The following is a 21040-nucleotide window of genomic DNA, read 5'->3' on the forward strand; positions in this document are numbered from 1 at the left end:
CCTTCTTTGATGTATTTAGCCGTGCTCATAATAGCGTTGATAAACATTCTCTAAGCCTTTTTCTTAGTTATATTCATTAGCTAATAAATAAATTCAATCTATACTTGCCTATACTAAAGTATATATTGAGCTTGTTGTGGGTTAAGCATCACTTTTTTTGAGGCGACGGAATGCAATTATTTTTCGGGGCGGTGCCCTATGTTTGAAAAAACCTTTTACTCTTGTCCAGTGGGGCTCGCTCACGTCAGTGTGGATGGCAACTTCATTCGTGTGAATAAATGCCTGTGTGATTTTTTAGGTTACTCAAGTGAAGAGCTTACAAAACTCACGTTTCAGGAATTAACAGCACCTGGCTATCTTAACGAGGATCTTGAATATCTAGAAAGCCTTTTAAAAGGGGATATTGAAAACTACTCGTTGGAAAAGCGCTACCTAAGGCGCGACGGCGAGCAGGTATGGGCCCAACTGACGGTTTCCCTCGTCAGAGACCAGCGGGGTAACCCAGACTACTTTATTTCTGTGGTCGAGGATATTGATGAGAAAAAGTGTATTCAATCTGAGCTTTTCCAGATCGACGCTTTGTTCAGTAAGATCGTAAGCGCATTTTCGGAAAGAACTTTCATTTGGGTAGCGACGCCGGATTTAACTACGCTGAAATATGTCAATGATGGATATGAGAAGATTCTCGGTCGCAACGAATACGAACTCTACTGTAATCCTATGAGCTTTATCGACCATGTCCATGAAGATGATAAAGCGCGGGTGTTAAAACAGTTTAGTCAGCGCCCATTGCAAAATTGGGATATCCAATACCGTATTTATGATGCGAAAGGCGAGGTGAAATACCTTCATGACCGAGGCAGTTTAATTTATGACGACAGAGAGATGCAGTCGCTTATTTTAGGTACCGCAGACGATATAACAAAAGAGAAAACTCAGCAGCAGGCTCTGATGAGCGCTGTTACTAAATTAGAGCATCTTTCAAAAACTGATTCGCTTACTGGGCTTGCCAACAGAAGAGAGATATTTAGTCAGTTAAGTGACGAGATTTCTCGCATGGAGCGAGGCCAAACAGCGTCTACCCTTGTTTATGTCGACCTAGATAAGTTTAAAGAAGTTAATGATAAATATGGGCATAAGATAGGCGATAAAGTATTAGTTGAATTCTCTAAGGTAATGGGCTCGCTTTTGCGAGATAGCGACCGGTTTGGCCGTATCGGTGGCGATGAGTTTGTCATTTTGCTCTACGGTACTAATGAGGGCGAAACAGCTTTATTTTTTGACAGAATAAAAAACAGTAAATTCGAAATTGATATCGATGGTAAAGGTGTCGTTCCTATCAGCTTTAGCGTTGGGTGGGTGCAGTGGAACGAGGGCATCAACACCGTTCAGGAATGGTTAGACCGAGCAGATGGGGTAATGTATGAAAAAAAGCAATGTGGGCAAGTTGTAACAGCGATAGATAGCGAACTAGATACAGCGATGTAGCGAAACTGCTAATACTGAAACTCCTGCTACATCGCTAAACGCATTTTACTGCTGTCGCTGGGCAAACCAAATAGCTATAACTTGCCTTTCCTCTTCAGTCATTTTTGTCTTGTTCAAAAATGGCATGTCTTTAGTCACAGAGGTTCTTCGAACCACTTGTGGCGCGAACCTCTCAATATCCTCCCATGAATCTAAGACTACGCCTAACGGGGCTACTTTGAAAATCTCGTCGGTGGGGGTGCGCGAGTGGCAGCTTACACAGTGAGTTGTGATTAAACTTGCCACACGTTCGTCACTAACTACCGATGAAGTTTCGTTTGCTATCCCGCTTGCCGGTGCGCTTAATTCAGGTTGGTTCGCCGACTGCGAATTCATAGTTGAAGAAGATAGTGCGTCATCATGACTTACCGGTCGAATTGAAGAAGTTTGTGGCCAAGATACCCATAGTGCTATACCGAGCATGGCGACAGCACCAGAGACTAATATACTTGGTTTAGTAGTGCCCACATGACGTAAGTTAAAGAAATGACGTATCCAAGCGGCAGCGGCCATAATGGCAATAAGTACAAGCCAATTTTGCGGGTGCTGATAGGTCATGGGGTAGTGATTTGAAATCATAATAAACAGCAGGGGCAGCGTGAAGTAGTTATTGTGCACCGAGCGAAGTTTGGCACTTGCGCCCCATGAAGGGTCTATATCTTTCTTGTCAGCCACGGCAGCCACCATTTTGCGCTGGTTTGGCATAATATTGAAAAACACATTACCCGCCATGATAGTGCCAATAAGGGCTCCCACGTGAATATAGGCACCACGACCGCTAAACCACTGGGTAGACAGATAGCTAACGACGCACACTAGAGCAACTAACCCAATACCAAAAGCAAGAGGGTATTTGGCCAATGGGCTACGACATGCAAATTCGTATATGGCAAGCCCACCAAAGATTAACCCCAAACCTAACGATATTGCCGTAGCTGGCGACATGGCGTTGACAGATGGATCAATAAGGTAAGCGCTGGCACCGAAGTAATAAACAATAATCAAAAGGGCAAAGCCTGATAACCAAGTTGTATAGGCTTCCCATTTGAACCAATGTAATGTTTCAGGCATTTTCTCTGGTCCGTAGGCGTATTTGGCTACCTCGTAGAAGCCACCGCCATGAATGGCCCATAAATCCCCTTTAATGCCTTTATCTTGTTTCCACTTAGGTGGCGTTCGCAAGTTGTTGTCTAGCCATATGAAGTAGAACGACGCGCCAATCCAAGCTACACCGGCCACAACGTGAAACCAACGTACAAATAAACTTATCCAATCTAGCCACGGCATTATTATTCTCCTTATTTAGGGCCGGCTGGCCCTATAGTAGCTTGTTACTCTTTATCTTCTTTGATGTAGCGGCAGTTACCGCTTATCCACGTCTGCTCAATAGCGCGGTCATCACCTAAAATGCTCAACGCGAAAAACACATCGTCGAAGTCGGCATCTTCTTTTATTCTCAACCGTGTTAATTCATCGAACCTTGGCTCTACAACGATAAAGTCTGCGGTAGAACCGGGGTTTAAGTTACCAATTTCATGGTCAAGCGCATGGGCCACTGCTGCGCCTTGGGTCATAAGATAAAACCCCTCCAACGGGCTAATGGGCTCATTGCGCAACTGACTGACCTTGTATGCATCACCATAGGTCTTGAACATGTTGAACGTGGTACCAGCGCCCACATCGGTAGCCATGGCAACATGTACTTTATTAGCACGCGCTGCGGTCATATCAAAAAGCCCGCTGCCTAAAAACAAGTTAGACGTAGGGCAAAACGCAACCGTAGCGCCGCTCTCGCCAAGGCGCGCCCATTCGTTAGGCGTAAGGTGAATACCGTGGCCAAACACTGCACGCTCGCGCACTAGGTTGTAGCTGTCGTAAACATCTAGATAGCCGTCAGCGTTAGGGAATAAGCTTTTCACCCATGCAATCTCGTCTAAATTTTCAGACAGGTGGGTTTGAATGAAAACGTCCGGATACTGCTGGGCAAGTTCACCTAATGCAGCAAGTTGGGCGTCTGTACTGGTAGGGGCAAAACGAGGGGTTAGCGCGTAGCGGTTACGGCCTTTGTTGTGCCAAGTCTCAATTAATGCTGCGCTGTCAGCCTGTGCTGTAGACGGGCAGTCATTGAGTGCGCTAGGGCAATTTCTATCCATACATACTTTGCCCGCTACAATCGCCATATCAATCTCACTGGCTGCGCTAAATAACGCATCGCTACTGCTTTTATGAACGGTAGTAAAAACAAAACCTGTGGTGGTGCCGTTTTTTAGCAGTTGGTTTAAAAATACCTTAGCGATGGTGTCGGCGTGTTCGCTATCGGCAAACTGCATTTCAGTGGGAAACGTGTAGTTTTCTAGCCAACTTAAAAGCTGCTCGCCATAGTGGGCAATACTTTGGGTTTGCGGATAATGCAGGTGGCTATCTATTAAGCCTGGTAAAATCCACTTGCCCGAAAAATCAGTGACAGTGGCGGCAGGGTAACGTTCAGCTAGGTCACTAAACGGGCCAATGTCTTTTATTTCTTTGTTATCTACCAGCAAACCACCGTCTTTAAAAATGACAATGTCATTATCAAATTGTGTGGTTTGTTTAGGAAAGTGCGCAATGCTTGCACGAAAAAGCTGCATGTTTATTAGCTGCCCCTGTAGCTGCTGAAACCGAATGGAGAAATAAGAAGTGGTACGTGATAGTGACCGCCATTCTCAACAAGTTCAAACGTAATATCAATGTGTGGATAGAAACTGCTGCCATGAGTTTGTGTTAGGTATGGCTTGCAGTGAAAGCGCAAGGTATAAACCCCAGCATCAAAACCATCCTCAACGCCCCAGTTTTTAAAGCGCCCATCACTGTCTGTTTCACCAGAAAGGGTGCTGCCGTCAGGTAGTGTAAGGGTAAGTTCAATGCCTTGTGCAGGCTTACCCAAAGTGGTGTCTAGTATGTGACTTGAAAGCGTATTCATACTGTAGTCCTTAAAATTTATTCAATTCGCATTATTGTTATGCGGCATAGCGCTCGGGTCGGCCAACAACGCTCCGCATTAATCTAATGCTTTATTAATACGTAAAAGCGTTATCTTTATTTGCTGTGCGGCTGCATTGGATATTTCTTGCTGCGTGGTATTTGGCAGCCTTTCCTGTAGAGCTTCCAGCATAGTTTGCGCAGAAAGCCCGGTGGCACAGATAATAAAAATAAACCCATGCTTATCTAAATAAGCCTGATTAGCTTCTTTTAGTTGATGCAAAACGGCTTCAGACGCACTCGCTGTACCTGATTGTTCGCCAGCAGCAATAGCTTTAGTATTGGCAAACTTTTTACGTAAAGAGTCTACGTCGCCAATCATAGGATGCGCCGTAAAGGCTTCTAGGTAGTCATCATCGCTACATTTTGCCCAAGCATCTTTTGCTTGATTAACCAGGGCGTCTTGATCGCTGTAAGGGCGGGCTTCAACCATTTGGTAGATCCATGCTTTTGCCGCGCAGCATTGCTCAAAGTAAGAAAATGCGTCTTCAGCGCTTAGTGTATTTAGTTCAGTCAGTGTCACTGCTGTTATCCTTTTCTATTTGCTGCACTTTTTTACAGCTCTTTAGCAGGTTGTTTTGTGTGCACCCGTACGTGCGTCAGTATTTTTTTCAGTACTTGTCTCTGAAGCCGCTGCTGCATTGTCCGCATGAAGGCGTTCAATTATTTGTGCTGATATAGAAACAGCAACTTCAACAGGGCGCTTTCCAGGAATATCTCGATTGCCAATAGGGGTGAACAGCCTTGACAGCGCATTGTCGTCAAACCCTCGATGAGTCAGCTTGGTAATAAAACGCTTCGCTTTAGTATCTGATCCTATTAACCCAACGAAAGGCAGAGAAGGCTGCTTTAACGCCTGCTCCGTAATGCGATAGTCCAACTGATGATCGTGAGTGAGTATTATCAGCCAACTGTTTTCATCTAGGTGCCTTACCTCGCTCTCTGGCGCTTCTTCCACCACTTTTTGTACGTTGGCTGGAAGTGACGAAGGAAACAGGTCTTCGCGATTGTCTATCCACGAAATTCGCAGGGGTAACTGAGCCAAAATAGGCACCAGTGCTTTTGCAACATGACCTGCACCAAAGATGGCGATATGCTGCTGATGAACGTTACACACGTCAAACAATACTTTTACCGCACCACCACAACACTGCCCTAAAGAACTGCTCAACGGGTAGCTATGAACTTCGGTATGCACTTCGCCTTTAGCAAGAAATTTACGGGCGCGGTCGATAGCATCAAACTCAAGATGTCCGCCACCAATGGTATCGATGCTTTGTGAAGCAGTAACCACCATTTTACTGCCTGGCTCACGCGGTGTAGAGCCTGCCGTTCCAACTACTGTAACCAGCACGTAGCCTTCATTGCGCGCTTGGCATTCGGCTATTCCTTCATGCCAATGCGTTGCGCGAAATGAGTTTGAATCCGAAGATGTCATACAGCACCGCCTCGACTATTTGACTGCTGCATAGTTGTCACTGCTTTTAACACGCGTTCTGGTGTGGCTGGTGTATCTAGCTGCGGATCAATCGTGTAGCCAGATAGGCTAGATATTGCATCTTTTAGGGCACACCACACTGAAATTGCTAGCATAAACGGTGGCTCACCCACGGCTTTTGAGTGGTAAATGCTGTCTTCAGCGTTTTCTTTACCAAAAAGCTTCACGTTAAATTCCTTGGGCGTGTCACCTATTGCAGGAATTTTATAGGTTGCCATGTTTTCACTTATCAGCTTGCCTGCCTCATTCCATTTTAGGTCTTCGGTGGTAAGCCAGCCCATACCTTGAATGAATGCGCCTTCAATTTGGCCAATATCAATTGCAGGGTTAAGGCTATTGCCCACATCGTGAATAACGTTAACCTTATCTACCGTGTATTCACCGGTCAGCGTATCCACCGACACTTCGCTCATTGACACACCGTAAGCAAAGTAGAAAAACGGGCGGCCTTCGCCTGTGTCGCGGTTGTACTGCAACTTAGGGGTTTTGTAGAAACCGCTTGAAGACAGTGATACGCGTGCAAAATAGGCTTGTTGAACCAGTTCAGCAAAGGAAATGCTGTTATCGTCTAGTACAACATGCTGATTGATAAACTGCACATCACCAGCACGGCCTTCTAACCCTAAGCTTTTGGCGTAGCATTCAGCCAAACGAGTTTTTAATGTAATACACGCGTTTTGTACGGCTTTTCCGTTCATGTCAGTACCACTTGATGCCGCTGTTGGTGAGGTGTTCGGTACTTTATCCGTGCGTGTTGCGGTAACCTCAATCATATCTAGGTCTAGGCCGAATTCATTGGCCGCAATTTGGCCTATTTTGGTATGTAGCCCTTGGCCCATTTCAGTACCACCATGATTCACCTGAATACTGCCGTCGGTGTATATGTGTACCAAAGCGCCCGCTTGGTTTAAGTGCTTAGCAGTGAATGAAATACCAAATTTAACGGGCGTTAGTGCCAGACCTTTCTTAATTACCGGGCTCTCGCGATTAAACGCTGCAATAGCTTCACGGCGCTGCCAATACTGAGCGGATTCTTCAAGCTCGGCAATCATATCGGGCAAAAGGTTGTGTTCTACCTTCATGCCATAGGGGGTCAGACTACCTGTAGTCGGACCATATAAATTACGTTTTCTTACCGATAGCGGGTCGCTGCCGATAGCGCGGGCAATTTTATCAATCATAGCTTCAGCCATGATCATGCCTTGCGGGCCGCCAAAACCTCGATAAGCGGTATGCGATACCATATTGGTTTGTAGTCTATGACCGACAATATCGCTATCGCCTAGGAAGTAGCCGTTATCCGCGTGGAACATGGCCCTATCTACAATAGCGTCTGACAAGTCAGGGGAGTGCCCACAAATGCCATTTATGGTCATGCGAGTGGCTTCAATTTTGCCTGTTTCGTCGAATGCTACATCAAATTCATTTTCAAAAGGGTGGCGTTTACCCGTAACATGCATATCGGTGAAGCGCGGCAAACGAAGCTTAACTGCACACTGGTTGCGCGAGGCCAGTAAAGCCGCGATACAGGCCCATTGTGCTGCTTGGGTTTCTTTTCCTCCGAAGCCACCGCCCATTCGTCGCATGTCTACCATTACACGGTGCAATTTTACATCAAGTACCTCGGCAACGAGTTTCTGCACCTCACTGGGGTGCTGGCTAGATGTGTAGATTTTCATGCGATCTTCTTCATCAGGGATCGCAAGGCTCACTTGCCCTTCAAGGTACATGTGCTCCTGACCGCCAATGCTTAGCGAACCATGTGCTCGGTGGGGCGCATTTTCAAATGTACTTTCAACGCGGTCAGCATGCTGGCCAAACCTGTGTAGGGGACGCACGAACGTTTGCTGCTGGTGAGCAGCTTTTGCGGTAAGTACAGGTGTAACTTCGTCTACTTCTATTTTGCCTTTTAGTGCAGCTTGTCGGGCAAGGTTTACTGAAGTGGCAAGTACTGCAAACACCGGTTGACCGAAGAACTTGATTTCGCCGTTCGCAAGTAGTGGGTCGCCTTCAAACACAGGGCCAATATCTTTATGGCCGGGTACGTCATCAATGGTAACGACATCCACAACGCCATCGCTTTGGCGAACAGCGTCAAGATTAATCGATTCAATCGTACCTTTTGCACATTGGCTTACACCTACTGCTGCGTAAAGTGTGCCTTTAGGTTCAGTGACATCGTCAACGTAATTAGCGCTACCTTGTACCTGGCGTGTCGCACTTTCGTGTTTTTTAGAAACGTGAACAACACCTTGTTCGCCATTTGTTTCTAAAGGATTAGGGGCATCAATTAACTTACGCATGCTGCACCACCCGTGTTTCAATTTGGTTTACTGTTTGGTTTTCTAACCAGAAGCGATGCCAAAGGTTGGCTAAAACGGCTTTGCGGTATTCAGCGGTAGCGCGCACGTCGTCAATAGGTGAGAAAGCATCGAATAAAACTTGTTTACCTAACGTTAAACATTCTTTGCTAGCGAATTGCTTACCTTTTAAAACGCTTTCCAACGCCTCACAGGTCGATGGAACGGCAGCTACACCACCAAAGCCACTTGTAATGGCTTCGACCTTACCGTTGTCGAGTGTGACATTAAATACGGCGCATACGGCCGATATATCATCTTCAAATCGCTTAGAAATTTTATAAGCGCCAAGTGACTGATTAGGGTTCGAAAAAGGGATTTCTATCGCGCTTATCCATTCATCTTTTGCCAACGTGGTTTCGCGATAGCCCTTGAAAAATGTGCTGATTGGGATCGTACGAACGCTATCGCCGTTATCTAAATGGAGAACGGCATTTAATGCGAGTAATAACGGCGGCATATCTCCAATAGGCGAAGCGTTAGCCACGTTACCGCCAATCGTTGCTTGGTTGCGAATAGGTAGGGACGCAAAGCGCGTTACCAGTTCAGCGACTTGTGGAAATGCGTTTAGTAAAAGGGGAGCCGCATCATTGAGCGGAACTGCTGCACCAATAATAAGAGAATGCTCGTTTTTGGTGCATTGTTTTAGTGCATCGATATGCGTGACGCTGATAAGCGTTTGCACATCTTTTAACTGTTGAGTGAACTGCAAACTTAAATCGGTACTTCCCGCAACCAGTTGCGCGTCAGGATGTGCCTTAATAAGTGCTTTCAACTCTTCTCGCGATGTAGGCGTGTATATATTGCCTGTACCCGATGGCTTCTCCCCAGATAGCGATAATAACGTGGCAAGGGTAGTATCTTGGCGCGCCGTGAACTGATCATCAGGTGTTTGTTCGCACACCGCCAGTGTTGCATCAATTATAGGGCGATAGCCAGTACACCGGCACAAGTTGCCAGATAAAGCATGAAGCACATCGTCACGGTTTGGTTTCGAATTGCTGTGGTATAGAGCAAACATCGACATGATAAACCCTGGTGTGCAGAAGCCACACTGCGAGCCGTGATAATCAACCAAGGCCTGCTGTACAGGGTGTAAGTGTTTACCATCGCTTAAATGTTCTACGAACAATAGCTGTTTACCGTGTACAGCGCTCATAAGCGTGATGCAGCTATTTACTGTACGGTATTTCAGTTTCGTCACGTTATCAGATGATGCTGGCTCTACAAGCACTACGGTGCACGCGCCACAGTCGCCTGCTGCACAGCCTTCCTTAGTGCCTGTTTTCTTGCGATGTTCCCGTATAAATTGCAGAAGGGTGAGGTCGGCTCGCGCTTCGTTTAATTCAACAACATCGTTATTTATTAGAAAGCGAATCATACTCACACCTTCTTGTTATATTCATTCTTGTATTCATTAATATAGCTGTATTTTTATCATAAAAGTAGACCATTTGGTCAATTTATTGCTTATAAAAAATGGCCGAGTTATAAAAGGCCATGATTTTGTGCAAATTTAGTCGGAAAAGTGGAAGAGCGATTTTCCAAACGTTTTTGCTAAGCAATACATTTGTTATAAGAGTAACAAGGCAAGATTCGTGCTAGGTTTTGAGGTAATTGCAGAATTAGTGTTATCGAATGGCCTATTTCATCGGCAAGAAGCACAGACAGTGGGTAACTCTGAGATTTAAGAGCATAGAAACATGTTGGCAATAAATGCTAACCTATCGAAAAGGCACGCAGCATTTATCCTGCCTGTACGCTTGCAAAGTAGATTGCAAAGGAATTTAGATAATAATGATAAAGGTAAAGAGCGCTGACGCTGGCGTTGGCGCTATGAACAGAAGAAAAATACTCCAAGCCGCTGAAAAATGTTTTGCGCAGTTTGGTTTTAAAGGTACGGCAGTACAGAAGATTGCTGACGAAGCAGGACTACCTAAAACCAATGTTTTGTATTATTTCAAAACGAAACAGGAGCTTTACGTAGCGGTATTGGAAGAGACGCTTTCATTGTGGAATTCCCGCTTTGACAAAGCAACGGTAGAAGATGACCCCGCCGAAGTACTTGCCAATTACATAGCTGAAAAAATGGAAGTATCCCGAACGCATCCCATGGCTTCGAAGATTTTTGCTATGGAAATCATTAATGGTGCACAAAACCTCAGTGGCTACTTTGATGAAGAGCATGCGCTTTGGATGAAGGGGCGTCTTGAGGTTATCGAAGCGTGGGTAAAAACAGGTAAACTTCCCCCGGTTGAGGGTGAGTACTTGCTTTACACTATATGGGCAAGCACCCAGCATTACGCTGATTTTTCAGCTCAAATTACCCGACTGCGCGGAAAAAAAATGGCAAAAGCAGATTTTGAAGATGCCACAAAACAAGTGGTTAAGCTTGTGCTAGGCGGCTGTGGGCTGGCTGTTCCTGAAAGTTTCGAGGTTTAGTATGAGTGAATCTGTTTATCCTCGCGATCTCATTGGGTACGGTGAACATGTACCGCACGCGAATTGGCCAAATAAAGCAAAAATAGCTGTTCAGTTTGTCTTGAACTACGAAGAAGGCGGCGAAAACTGCGTGCTTCATGGCGACGAGGCGTCGGAAATATTCTTATCGGAAATTATAGGTGCACAAGCCTATAAAGACCGTCACCTTAGCATGGAGTCGATTTACGAATACGGCAGTCGTGCAGGTTTTTGGCGTTTACATCGACTACTTAATAAGTACGACATACCTGTAACTGTATTTGGTGTTACCATGGCAATGCAGCGCCATCCTGACGCTGTTAAAGCTATGATGGAGTCAGGTTGGGAAATAGCCAGCCACGCCATGCGCTGGGTGCATTACCAAGATATGAGCGAGGAAGATGAGCGCAAGCAAATAGATGAAGCCATTATTCTTCACGAGCAGTTAACGGGTAGTAAACCTGTAGGATGGTACACAGGAAGAACCAGTCCCAACACATTGAAGTTAATAGCGGAGCGCGACGATATTTTATATTGCGCTGACTCTTATGCTGACGATTTGCCATATTACGACTGCCACTACAGTAAGCCGCTGCTTATGGTGCCTTACACGTTAGACACAAACGATATGCGCTTTGCCACACCGCAAGGTTTTAACAGTGGTGAACAGTTCTTTACCTATTTAAAAGACGCGTTTGACGTGCTGTACGAGGAAGGGGAAGAGGCGCCTAAAATGCTTTCTATTGGTCTTCACAACCGTATTGTAGGCCGACCTGCAAGGCTTGCTGCGCTTAAGCGTTTCATCGAGTACGTGAAATCACATGACAAAGTGTGGTTAGCCACGCGAGAACAGATTGCTCGTCACTGGTTGGCCACTCATTCTAAAGATGGTAGTGACAAGGCGTGTTCATAGCGTTTACATTACGCCTACTATATTTGAAGCACAGTAAAGTGAAGAGACGAAAGTGAACCAACGGATGCACTGCCGCCTTCACTTAATAAAGGACAAAACTATGAAAACAAAACTAGCTATTATTGCTTTTGGGGCGCTAGCGCTCACTGCATGCTCAAAGCTGACTAAAGAAAACTATGATAAATTAGAAATGGGAATGACTCAGGACGAAGTTGAAGGAATCATTGGTTCAGCTGATAACTGTGGCAAAACTATGGGCGCCATGGCGTGCACGTGGGGTAACGAAGACAGCAAACACGTAAAAATTGTGTTTATGGGTGATAAAGCGGTTACTTTCACTTATGACGGTTTAAAATAATCATTTAGTTCGTTTATATAGCTGATTAAAAAAAGAAAGGTGGCCTTAAAAGCCACCTTTTTTGTATCTAAACCAAGGTTTTGTGCGCAATAGTGCCCACATTGTACCTACGCACCGATAAATTATTTTAAATCTAGCAAGTATCTTAGTAAGAAAACAATAGCCAATGCATAAGTCAGCGGGGTTACTTCCTTAAATTTTCCTGTACCTACTTTAATTCCCACATAGGTTATAAAACCAAGGGCAATACCTTCGCTTATGCTAAAGGTTAGGGGCATAGCGATGAGCGCAACAGAGGCTGTGGCCAAGGCGCCTAAGTCGTCGAAATCAACCTGACGAATCGACTCCATCATTAAAATACCTACCATTAGTAATGCCGGAGTAGTAGCCATTAGCGGAATAACTTTCATCAATGGCGTAAGGAAAAGCGACAACAGGAAACAGACAGAAACCACAACGGCGGTAAGCCCTGTTCGTCCTCCCGCTGATACGCCCGTAGCTGATTCCACATAGCTAGTTACTGGTGAAGTACCTACGAAGGCACCAGCAATGCTTGCTGATGCATCAGCGGTCATGGCTGGGCCAATTTTCGGTAGCTTGCCTTTTGAGTCTAACAAGTTAGCTTTGCGAGAAACACCAATTAATGTGCCTATAGTGTCGAACATGTTCACGAACATAAGCGCGAAAATAAGGTCCCATGTCTCGGCAATATGGTCGATAGGGTACCAGAAGTCCATTGCCATAAAGGTGTTAGACATAGATTCCGGCATGCCTACAACAGCGGATGGTGTAGCAGTTAACATTCCACTTTCGGTAGGGATAAAAGCACCGATTAAAGTAAGGGTAACGATAGAAATTAATATAGCGCCGGTAACGCGTTTAACCATAAGAACGATAGTGAAAATAATACCAACGAGGGCAAGCATCACTGCAGGCTCTGAAAGGTCGCCAAGCTGAACAAATGTCGCAGGGTTATCAACAATAAGACCTGCATTCTTAAGGCCGATAAAGGCAATAAATAAGCCTATACCGCACTGAACGCCTATCTTGAGAGAGGGCGGGATAGACTCGGCGATTTTGGTTCGAACACCAGTAAGTGAAAGAATTAAAAAGAGAATACCGTTCCAAAACACAATGCCTAGTGCAGCTTCCCATGGAATTTCACGGCCAAGACAGATAGTGAAAGCAAAAAAAGCGTTTAAACCCATACCCGGTGCTAGTGCTATAGGGTAGTTAGTCATCAACGCCATCATTAATGTGCCAATGCAGGCCGCGACTGCTGTCACTGTAATTAGACCTTCTACCGGCATGCCGCTAAGGCCCAAAATACCCGGGTTCACCACGAGGATATAAGACATAGCCGCAAACGTAGTAAGACCTGCAATGATCTCAGTTCTTACCGTTGTACCGTGCTCCTGCAGCTTAAATAGCCGTTCAATAACGTTGTTGGACATCTAGAGTTCTCTGTTTGTGTTTTATGTAGTGTTTTGTGCGTTTGAAAGCAATAAACTGACCAATTAGTCAACTTGTTGGTGTGTTTTGTGCTAACTTACATTTCAGTACAATGATTGAACAACAACCATTGCGTGACTCAAGGTCACTAGCCAGGCAGCACAAAGCCAGCCAAACGGTTAGTAAACAACATAGATGATGTTAAAAAAACCGCAAACAAAAACCTAAATGAGCAATAGAACTCGTTTACAGATAGCATTAAAGATAAACTATTACGCACCAATTAAATGCCATCGCATTATTATGGTGCAAATAAGTGAGGGGCCATGTCGCTGTCATCAATAATTAAAAACATACCAAAGGCCGAACTGCATCTGCATATAGAAGGTAGCTTAACGCCTGAACTCATGTGGCGCCTAGCTGAAAAGCACAGTGTATCACTTCCTTACGCAAGCGTGGAAGAGATTGAAGCCGCTTATAACTTCAAAGATTTACAAAGCTTTCTGGACCTCTATTACGCAGGGGCTGGGGTATTAAGAGATGAAGAAGATTTCTTTACGTTGATGTGGGAATACTTATCTCGGTGCGCTGAAGAAAATATCGTTCATACCGAAATCATGTTTGACCCTCAAACCCATACTGAGCGGGGAATGGGTTTCGATGTGTTTATGCCTGGCTTTTTACGTGCTATACAAAAAGCAGAAAGTGAATTTGGTATAACTAGTTATCTAATCATGTCTTTCTTAAGGCATTTGCCCGAAAGTGAAGCTTTCGAAACACTGGAAGCGGCAAAACCTTACTATCAGCATATTACAGCGGTTGGCCTTGATAGTTCTGAGTTAGGGCACCCGCCGTCTAAATTTGAGAGGGTTTTCAAAAAAGCGAAGTCCCTTGGCTTTAAAATTGTTGCCCATGCAGGGGAAGAAGGACCGGCATCTTATATTTGGGAAGCGATTGAACTGCTTGACGTGGACCGCATTGATCATGGCGTACGCTGCCAAGAAGACCAGGCGCTCATGGCGCTGTTAAAAGAAAAACAAATACCGCTTACCGTATGCCCCCTGAGTAACTTAAAGCTATGTGTGATTGACGATATGAAAGAGCACAATATCGTGCAACTGCTAGATGCTGGCTTATTAGTGACGGTTAACTCTGATGACCCCACCTACTTTGGTGGTTTTTTGAATGAAAACTTTGAAGCGCTTCACACGTCGCTAAACATAGATGAGGATACGATTCGCGTGCTGGCCGCAAACAGTTTTAAGGCGAGTTTCTTACCAGAAGAAAAGAAAAACGCATTTATTAAGCAAGTAATGGGGGCTATGTAAGCGACTTGCAAAAGCAATAGCGCGAGCTTATTAATGGAAATCTCAATAAGCTCGCTTCGCCTTAAGATTGCATAACAATAAGGGTTTGCTCGATTAAGCTGTTTAATTCTTCTATATCTGTATCTATATCACTTAAATCACCTTGCTTGGCTTTATTTTCAATAGATGACGCTTTTTCTCGAATAGTATCAGCCCCTACATCCCCTGATACACCCTTCATCGCATGACTTGTGAACTTTACTGCATCGACGTCTAACTCAGTTGCGGCCTTTTGCAAGGCTTCTTGTTTTTGTGTTATTTGAGCTAGAAACATCTCAACGATACGGTTTAGTAACCCTTCGTTGCCGCCGAGCCTGCTTAGCGCAGCGTCTCTATTCCATAATTGTTCTGTTGGAAGCGTCTTATGCGAGTGTAACGTATCCATTCTTATCACCAAGCAGTTAAAATAGAGTTTAATAGTATATTAATTGTGCGCCACCAAAAGCATTATAGTCAATGAGTTACCCTAAAATTTGTACTTAAAATAACCAATATAGACTAAAGGTTAATGTTTTTTTGCGTATGTAGGACGATACTACACAAGAAGTTTATAATGTAGTGTGGTAATTCTCATGGAAAATGAGACGAAAAAAGTAGTCATCATTGACGATGAACCAACAACACTCTTGCTACTGGAAAATGCGGTAGAATCTTTAGCAGAAGTCGTTACGGTTTCACAAAGTGCAACAGCATTCTCTGTCATACAGTCACATCAGCCTGATTTGATAGTCTTAGACATCAGCATGCCTGAGCTTTCAGGTTTTGATGTATGTCAGCAACTTAAAGTATGTCCAAGCACGGCTTCAATTCCTGTTATTTTTGTCACTTCTCACAGCGATACTGAAAACGAGCATCGTGCGCTGTCGCTTGGGGCGATAGACTTTATCTCAAAGCCCGTTGATATAGAAATGTGTCGGATGAGGGTGAGAAATCATCTCACGTTTCAGTCTCAAAAAGCCTTATTGAAAAAAGTTAACCAAGAACTCGAGGCTGAAAAAAAGCAACTCGCTATTACATTGAAATCTATAGCTGATGGCGTAATTTCGATTAACGCTGCGGGTGATATCACATTCATAAATCCTGTGGCACAAAGGCTTACCGGATATAGTGTGCAGGATGCCTTAGGCAAGCCTATTGATGAAGTAATGAACCTGCGCGATGCATCAAACCATGAACCACTGTTAAACCCGGCGCTTTACGCGCTAGAAGTAAAACGCCCGGTGGCAATGTCGTATAACGCAACCCTTGTCAGTAAACATAAGCAAATTTTTAGGGTTGAAGATACCGCATCACCGATTATCGACGATGAGGGCAAAATAAACGGAGCCGTCATGGTGTTTCAGGATGTTTCTGAAGCCGTAGAAATGGCGGTGAAGATGACGCACTTAACCAACCATGATCAGCTTACAGGTTTGCCCAACCGTGTGTTACTTCACGACCGCATCGTCCAGGCTATAGCGCGAAGTTTTACGAGTAAGCAAAGCATCGCGCTACTGTTAATTGATATCGATAACTTTAAATATCTCAACGATAGCCTGGGGCATCAGGTCGGCGATTTCGTTATAGCAACCGTAGCCAAACGCCTTGCAAACACATTAGGTCAAAGCGCCACACTCGCTCGAGTAGGCGGAGACGAGTTTGCTTGCCTTTTATCGGATATAGGGTCTGGATTCAGTGCAGATAGTATTGCTATGGCCTGTCTTCAGGCGGGTAGAGAGCCGATTGAGATAGATGGGAAGTCTCATAGGTTGAGTTTAAGCATAGGAATAAGCTTGTACCCGCAGGATGCAGTTAATGCAGAAGAGATGATGCGACATGCTGATTCCGCAATGTATCGGTCGAAATCTAAAGGGAAGGACACGTTCAGCTTTTTCTCAAAAGACTTACAGCAAGCAATGCATCACAGGGTCGAAATGGAGATTAAGCTAAGACAAGCAATTGAAAATAACAGTTTAGCTATCTATCTGCAGCCGAAATACGACTTTAATAGCGGCGAAGTATTCAGCGCTGAAAGTTTAGTTAGAATGTTCGATGAAAACGGCAATGTAATCGGGCCAGACGAATTCATTCCCCTCGCCGAAGAAACCGGACTTATACACCAGCTCGGTAAACAGGTGCTTCAGAAAAGTTGTGAGTTCATTGCTCGTTGCAATGAACAAGGCAAGCACTTTAAAGTGGCGGTGAACGTGGCTGCCAAACAATTAGCGAACCCAGGGTTTGCGGATGAAGTTTCAGAAATTATCCAATTAACGGGTATCGAGGCTAGTTCAATAGAGCTTGAGGTCACCGAGTCGGCGCTAATGCACGACTTTGAGCAAACACGTGATATTCTAAACAAGCTGACCTCGCTAGGCGTTACCATAGCCCTTGATGACTTTGGTACGGGATATTCAAGTTTATCTTATCTACGTCAGTTTCCACTGAACGTGTTAAAAATAGACAGGTCCTTTGTTATTGATATGGATAAGGAGCAGCAAGCTCACGATATTGTCACCGCTATCGTACATCTAGCCTTAAGCTTGGAGCTGACTATTGTAGCAGAGGGCATTGAAACCCAATCACACTTCAATGGATTAAAAGCTCTAGGCTGTCATCAAGGTCAAGGCTATTTTATGTGTCGTCCCATAGCCATTAACGATTTTTTCGCACAGTTTATCGGTAGTGAAGAAGTCGCCTGATTGAAGGCTGCTATCTCATCTCAGTAAATCCTCAAATCGTTAGGTGTTTTTCCTAATACCTATAGCGTATCTAAATTCAACCTTTTCAATATACATCTTTCTTTAAGGTGTTAGACTGTAAAGCAATACTATAATTATTAAAAAAGCTTTATGTTACAATGCGAAATCGCTTGTATGGCTAGCAGGCCGCATTAGAATAAACGATGGACAGAAAAGAAATCAAACCCTACTCACAGTGCAATGTACTTATTGTCGACGACGAGCCAATGAGCCGATTGCTATTACAATCTATACTTGAAGCTGAGTTTCATTGCACGACGGTCGAATCTGGCAGCGATGCCATTTCCCACTGTGCCAAAGCGCTGCCCGATCTAGTTTTACTCGACATGAACATGCCTGATATCAGTGGGTTGGAGGTGTGTGCAACATTAAAAGCATCCCCTGATACCAAAGATATTCCAGTTATATTCGTCACGTCTACCATGGATATTGAAAGTGAAAACGCGTGCTGGGAAGTAGGTGCATCTGATTTTGTAATGAAGCCAGTGAATGCGTCAACGCTAACCCACCGAGTGAAAACACACCTTCAAAACAAGCTGCGTACTGAGTTTCTTGAAATGATGACGTTTCACGACCAGCTAACTGGCCTTTACAATAGAATGTACCTGACCAAGGAAATTCCTTTATTGATAAAGCAGGTAGCCAGAGACAAGGGATCGGTAGGGGCAATAATGCTCGACATCGATTACTTCAAACTCTTTAACGATACCTATGGGCACCTTGAAGGTGACTTGTGCCTTCAAAAAGTGGCGCAGATAGTCTCTGATACAGTGAAACGACCCAAAGATGCTGTGATACGTTTCGGCGGTGAAGAGTTTTTAATTATCCTGCCTTATATCGACCGTCAAGGGGCAAAGCTCGTGGCAAATCAGCTTGTAGATGCAGTAGCCAAAGCGAAAATACCTCATGGAAAAGGCATCGAAAATCGTGTTTCTATCAGCGCAGGCTTTGCGGTTTGGAAGGCAACGGAAGTTGTGCAAGACAACCTTGCAGCCTTAATTGAAGACGCTGACGTATCCTTGTTTGAAGCTAAGGAATTAGGCCGAAATCAAGCAAAAGGTTAAACATTGCTAAAGGCCGTATAAACTAGCCTATTGTTTAATGTCGAAAGTGTTGCTTGCACGCTATCATCTAGTGTAATGACATACTATTCGCTAAATTTGTGATGGCAGTGGATGGTACCCCTCTAGTACACGTTTGAGGCTTAGGTTACGAGCAATGGTTTATTTCGACGAGCAATCGAGTTTGAATGTAAAGCTGGAAGAGCAGCTAAAAGCATCGCTTTCTCAGTTAGTGCAACGTGGTTGTGACTCTTTAGGCATTTTCCAAGGCTTACTTTTGCATCTTGACCAGGACACGGTCAACGTTCTTGTAAAAGCATCATCAGCTTATCCACCCAATTTTAAATCAATCCCTTCTTACGCAAATTGTTCACCAGTAGACAATTGTTTTCCAATAAGTAGTGCTAAGTGTTCGACTGCATTTAAACAGTGGTTTAGCACCTATTTCAACGCGGAAAAATACATAAGAGGCAAAGTTCACAATCTCGACGGTGGGCAGGTCTGCCTAGTGTTCATCAATTCATGCCCAGACCAGCCAAGTAACTTGGACAAAGTGGCGTTACTCGATGAATGGTTGTCCGTTACTTTGGAAAAGTTTCATATTGAAAAAGCTGAATCAACTCAAAACACACTTTATGAAAAACTACAAAGTGTTGCGAATGTTGGTACGTGGGAAGTCGACCTTATTACCAATGAGCTAACATGGTCATCTCAAACTCGCATAATCCATGAAGTAGACGATAGCTACATGCCCTCGTTAGAAACGGCAATTAACTTCTACAAAGAAGGGTTTGATAGAGATGAAATAAGCCGCATTGTTTCTCATACCACCGAGACGGGGGAGCCTTGGAGCTCAACCCTCGAGCTTACAACCGCAAAAGGAAATTCGGTATGGATAGAAACCCACGGTATGGCAGAGATGAAGCATGGTAAATGCATTCGCTTGTTTGGAACCTGTCAAAACGTTAATAAATCGGTTCAACTTAGGTTAGAGTTGGACGCGCGACGTAAAGAAGCAGAAGCTGCATCTAGAGAGCGTGGAATGTTGCTTTCACGTATAAGCCACGAGTTAAAAACACCGCTGAACGGCATCACAGGAATGCTTCAGGCCATAAAATTTGAAACAAAAGATAACGTTCGAATTAGAAAAGCTGACATTGCATTACACAGTGCGGATCGTTTGTTATCTCTTATCAACGATGTACTGGATTACACGTCGATTATAAACGGTGAATTTACGTTAAAGCACAGTGATTTCTGTGTTCGCTCTTTATGCGAAGACATTGTCGATGTGTTCAAAACAAAATGTGCAGAAAAGGGCGTACGTTTCTATGCTGTGCTGTCTTTTGATGAAAAGACCTATGTGCATAGTGACGCGGCCAGGATAAGTCAGGTAATAACCAACTTATTGTCGAATGCCGTAAAGTTCACTGCAAAAGGCTACATTTCAGTACAGGTTACGCTTAAACATCAAGGCGACGTTCCTATTCTGCTGGCTTCAGTCGAAGACACCGGGGTAGGCATGAGCAACGACATTTTGTCGCGGGTGTTCCGACCGTTCCAAAACGATACCGACAGTGCTTGTGAAGAGCTCAATGGAAACGGATTAGGACTTTCCATTGTGAGCCAACTCGTTGAAAAAATGGGTGGTGAACTTGAGGTGCGCTCGACGGTAGGCAAAGGAACCTGCTTTGACATTGCCATTCCAGTTGAAATGGCAACACTAAACGAAACGTCTAATGGTGAGATAACGCTTTCTTCTGAACTTTTAAGTGTGCCGTTAAATATTTTGGTTGTTGATGACAATGACATAAACCGTCTGGTTTTAGGGTCTATGCTAGAAAAGTTCAATTACATACCTGATGAAGCTGAAAACGGTGAAGTAGCGGTACAAATGGCAAGGGCCAAGAAATACGATATTATTTTCATGGACTGTGCGATGCCGGTGCTTGATGGCGTAAGCGCAACGAAAATTATACTACAAGAAGAGTTAATTCCTAAGCATGGGCGAATTATCGCGGTTACTGCTAATACCACAGCTGAAGATAAATCCAGTTGCAGCGAAGCGGGCATGCAAGACTTTCTGGCAAAACCCGTTGTACAAAATGATGTTACTTCACAGCTTAAGTTAGCGCTAGATGCAAAATCTGTAGTGGCTTAGTGGCTTAGGAGCTATTTAATGTTTTGAAGTGCTTTTAAAAGCCCCTAATAATCAGGTGACTAAACACCCGTGTTAACGCTAGCAGTACTAATAATAAGCAAGATTTGGCGGTTTGATTAATAACACC

17 protein-coding genes are annotated in these 21040 nt (G+C 44.4%); 8 read left to right on the forward strand and 9 right to left on the reverse strand.

Features of this window, described 5'->3' with window-relative positions; genetic code table 11:
• Positions 1-198 precede the first annotated feature (198 nt).
• Positions 199-1488, forward strand: a complete 1290-nt coding sequence (locus ACXAFM_RS16770) for a diguanylate cyclase (RefSeq protein WP_474835382.1) — start codon at positions 199-201, stop codon at positions 1486-1488.
• 45 nt (positions 1489-1533) lie between these two features.
• On the opposite strand, the gene ACXAFM_RS16775 is transcribed toward ACXAFM_RS16770, so the two are convergent.
• The 7 genes from ACXAFM_RS16775 to xdhA form a co-directional block, all read right to left on the reverse strand.
• The gene (locus ACXAFM_RS16775) at positions 1534-2814 is read right to left on the reverse strand and encodes a urate hydroxylase PuuD (RefSeq protein WP_474835384.1); all 1281 of its coding nucleotides are present in this window, start codon (positions 2812-2814) and stop codon (positions 1534-1536) included.
• Between the two features lie 44 nt (positions 2815-2858).
• Complete coding sequence (guaD, locus tag ACXAFM_RS16780) at positions 2859-4154, reverse strand: guanine deaminase (RefSeq protein WP_474835386.1); 1296 nt, start codon at positions 4152-4154, stop codon at positions 2859-2861.
• A 5-nt stretch (positions 4155-4159) separates the two neighbouring features.
• Positions 4160-4486, reverse strand: a complete 327-nt coding sequence (gene uraH, locus ACXAFM_RS16785; protein WP_474831068.1) for a hydroxyisourate hydrolase — start codon at positions 4484-4486, stop codon at positions 4160-4162.
• A 78-nt stretch (positions 4487-4564) separates the two neighbouring features.
• Positions 4565-5068 carry a 2-oxo-4-hydroxy-4-carboxy-5-ureidoimidazoline decarboxylase gene (gene uraD, locus ACXAFM_RS16790; RefSeq protein WP_474831070.1) on the reverse strand — a complete coding sequence of 168 codons (504 nt, stop codon included), beginning with the start codon at positions 5066-5068 and terminating at the stop codon, positions 4565-4567.
• A gap of 42 nt (positions 5069-5110) precedes the next feature.
• Positions 5111-5983 carry a xanthine dehydrogenase accessory protein XdhC gene (gene xdhC / locus ACXAFM_RS16795; protein WP_474835388.1) on the reverse strand — a complete coding sequence of 291 codons (873 nt, stop codon included), beginning with the start codon at positions 5981-5983 and terminating at the stop codon, positions 5111-5113.
• On the reverse strand, positions 5980-8346 hold the full coding sequence (xdhB, locus tag ACXAFM_RS16800; RefSeq protein ID WP_474835390.1) for a xanthine dehydrogenase molybdopterin binding subunit: 2367 nt from the start codon (positions 8344-8346) through the stop codon (positions 5980-5982). Before xdhB ends, xdhC begins: the two co-directional genes overlap by 4 nt.
• On the reverse strand, positions 8339-9784 hold the full coding sequence (xdhA, locus tag ACXAFM_RS16805; protein ID WP_474835392.1) for a xanthine dehydrogenase small subunit: 1446 nt from the start codon (positions 9782-9784) through the stop codon (positions 8339-8341). Before xdhA ends, xdhB begins: the two co-directional genes overlap by 8 nt.
• A 416-nt stretch (positions 9785-10200) precedes the next feature.
• On the opposite strand from xdhA, the gene ACXAFM_RS16810 reads away from it, so the two are divergent.
• The 3 genes from ACXAFM_RS16810 to ACXAFM_RS16820 all read left to right on the forward strand — a co-directional run bounded on the left by ACXAFM_RS16810 (position 10201) and on the right by ACXAFM_RS16820 (position 12134).
• On the forward strand, positions 10201-10845 hold the full coding sequence (locus tag ACXAFM_RS16810; RefSeq protein ID WP_474831078.1) for a TetR family transcriptional regulator C-terminal domain-containing protein: 645 nt from the start codon (positions 10201-10203) through the stop codon (positions 10843-10845).
• 1 nt (position 10846) lies between these two features.
• Positions 10847-11776: an allantoinase PuuE gene (puuE, locus tag ACXAFM_RS16815; RefSeq protein ID WP_474831080.1), complete on the forward strand. Its 930-nt coding sequence runs from the start codon at positions 10847-10849 to the stop codon at positions 11774-11776.
• Between the two features lie 100 nt (positions 11777-11876).
• Positions 11877-12134: a DUF3862 domain-containing protein gene (locus ACXAFM_RS16820; protein ID WP_474835394.1), complete on the forward strand. Its 258-nt coding sequence runs from the start codon at positions 11877-11879 to the stop codon at positions 12132-12134.
• Positions 12135-12256: 122 nt separating this feature from the next.
• On the opposite strand, the gene ACXAFM_RS16825 is transcribed toward ACXAFM_RS16820, so the two are convergent.
• Positions 12257-13588 carry an NCS2 family permease gene (locus tag ACXAFM_RS16825; RefSeq protein WP_474831085.1) on the reverse strand — a complete coding sequence of 444 codons (1332 nt, stop codon included), beginning with the start codon at positions 13586-13588 and terminating at the stop codon, positions 12257-12259.
• Positions 13589-13912: 324 nt separating this feature from the next.
• Between ACXAFM_RS16825 and ACXAFM_RS16830 the strand changes: the two genes are divergently transcribed.
• Positions 13913-14914, forward strand: coding sequence for an adenosine deaminase (locus ACXAFM_RS16830; protein WP_474835396.1), 1002 nt, complete (start codon positions 13913-13915; stop codon positions 14912-14914).
• A 61-nt stretch (positions 14915-14975) separates the two neighbouring features.
• On the opposite strand, the gene ACXAFM_RS16835 is transcribed toward ACXAFM_RS16830, so the two are convergent.
• Positions 14976-15338, reverse strand: coding sequence for an Hpt domain-containing protein (locus tag ACXAFM_RS16835; protein ID WP_474835397.1), 363 nt, complete (start codon positions 15336-15338; stop codon positions 14976-14978).
• A gap of 187 nt (positions 15339-15525) precedes the next feature.
• Here ACXAFM_RS16835 and ACXAFM_RS16840 point away from each other — a divergent pair, with 187 nt between their 5' ends.
• The 3 genes from ACXAFM_RS16840 (at position 15526) to ACXAFM_RS16850 (ending at position 20913) form a co-directional block, all read left to right on the forward strand.
• Positions 15526-17631, forward strand: coding sequence for a two-component system response regulator (locus ACXAFM_RS16840; RefSeq protein ID WP_474835399.1), 2106 nt, complete (start codon positions 15526-15528; stop codon positions 17629-17631).
• A gap of 203 nt (positions 17632-17834) precedes the next feature.
• A complete protein-coding gene (locus ACXAFM_RS16845) occupies positions 17835-18755 on the forward strand; it encodes a diguanylate cyclase (RefSeq protein WP_474807488.1) in 921 nt (306 codons plus the stop codon).
• 154 nt (positions 18756-18909) lie between these two features.
• Positions 18910-20913: an ATP-binding protein gene (locus tag ACXAFM_RS16850; protein WP_474835401.1), complete on the forward strand. Its 2004-nt coding sequence runs from the start codon at positions 18910-18912 to the stop codon at positions 20911-20913.
• Positions 20914-21040 lie beyond the last annotated feature (127 nt).

It is taken from the genome of Alteromonas sp. ABD4_190, assembly GCF_056160105.1.

Excerpts from the sequence above, each read along its gene's own strand:
- guaD (WP_474835386.1), bottom strand. The coding sequence starts at position 4,154 with ATGCAGCTTTTTCGTGCAAGCATTGCGCACTTTCCTAAACAAACCACA.
- ACXAFM_RS16845 (WP_474807488.1), top strand. The coding sequence starts at position 17,835 with ATGGACAGAAAAGAAATCAAACCCTACTCACAGTGCAATGTACTTATT.
- ACXAFM_RS16775 (WP_474835384.1), bottom strand. The coding sequence starts at position 2,814 with ATGCCGTGGCTAGATTGGATAAGTTTATTTGTACGTTGGTTTCACGTT.
- xdhC (WP_474835388.1), bottom strand. The coding sequence starts at position 5,983 with ATGACATCTTCGGATTCAAACTCATTTCGCGCAACGCATTGGCATGAA.
- ACXAFM_RS16850 (WP_474835401.1), top strand. The coding sequence starts at position 18,910 with ATGGTTTATTTCGACGAGCAATCGAGTTTGAATGTAAAGCTGGAAGAG.
- ACXAFM_RS16835 (WP_474835397.1), bottom strand. The coding sequence starts at position 15,338 with ATGGATACGTTACACTCGCATAAGACGCTTCCAACAGAACAATTATGG.
- puuE (WP_474831080.1), top strand. The coding sequence starts at position 10,847 with ATGAGTGAATCTGTTTATCCTCGCGATCTCATTGGGTACGGTGAACAT.
- ACXAFM_RS16820 (WP_474835394.1), top strand. The coding sequence starts at position 11,877 with ATGAAAACAAAACTAGCTATTATTGCTTTTGGGGCGCTAGCGCTCACT.
- ACXAFM_RS16770 (WP_474835382.1), top strand. The coding sequence starts at position 199 with ATGTTTGAAAAAACCTTTTACTCTTGTCCAGTGGGGCTCGCTCACGTC.
- ACXAFM_RS16840 (WP_474835399.1), top strand. The coding sequence starts at position 15,526 with ATGGAAAATGAGACGAAAAAAGTAGTCATCATTGACGATGAACCAACA.
- uraH (WP_474831068.1), bottom strand. The coding sequence starts at position 4,486 with ATGAATACGCTTTCAAGTCACATACTAGACACCACTTTGGGTAAGCCT.
- xdhA (WP_474835392.1), bottom strand. The coding sequence starts at position 9,784 with ATGATTCGCTTTCTAATAAATAACGATGTTGTTGAATTAAACGAAGCG.
- ACXAFM_RS16810 (WP_474831078.1), top strand. The coding sequence starts at position 10,201 with ATGATAAAGGTAAAGAGCGCTGACGCTGGCGTTGGCGCTATGAACAGA.
- ACXAFM_RS16825 (WP_474831085.1), bottom strand. The coding sequence starts at position 13,588 with ATGTCCAACAACGTTATTGAACGGCTATTTAAGCTGCAGGAGCACGGT.
- ACXAFM_RS16830 (WP_474835396.1), top strand. The coding sequence starts at position 13,913 with ATGTCGCTGTCATCAATAATTAAAAACATACCAAAGGCCGAACTGCAT.
- xdhB (WP_474835390.1), bottom strand. The coding sequence starts at position 8,346 with ATGCGTAAGTTAATTGATGCCCCTAATCCTTTAGAAACAAATGGCGAA.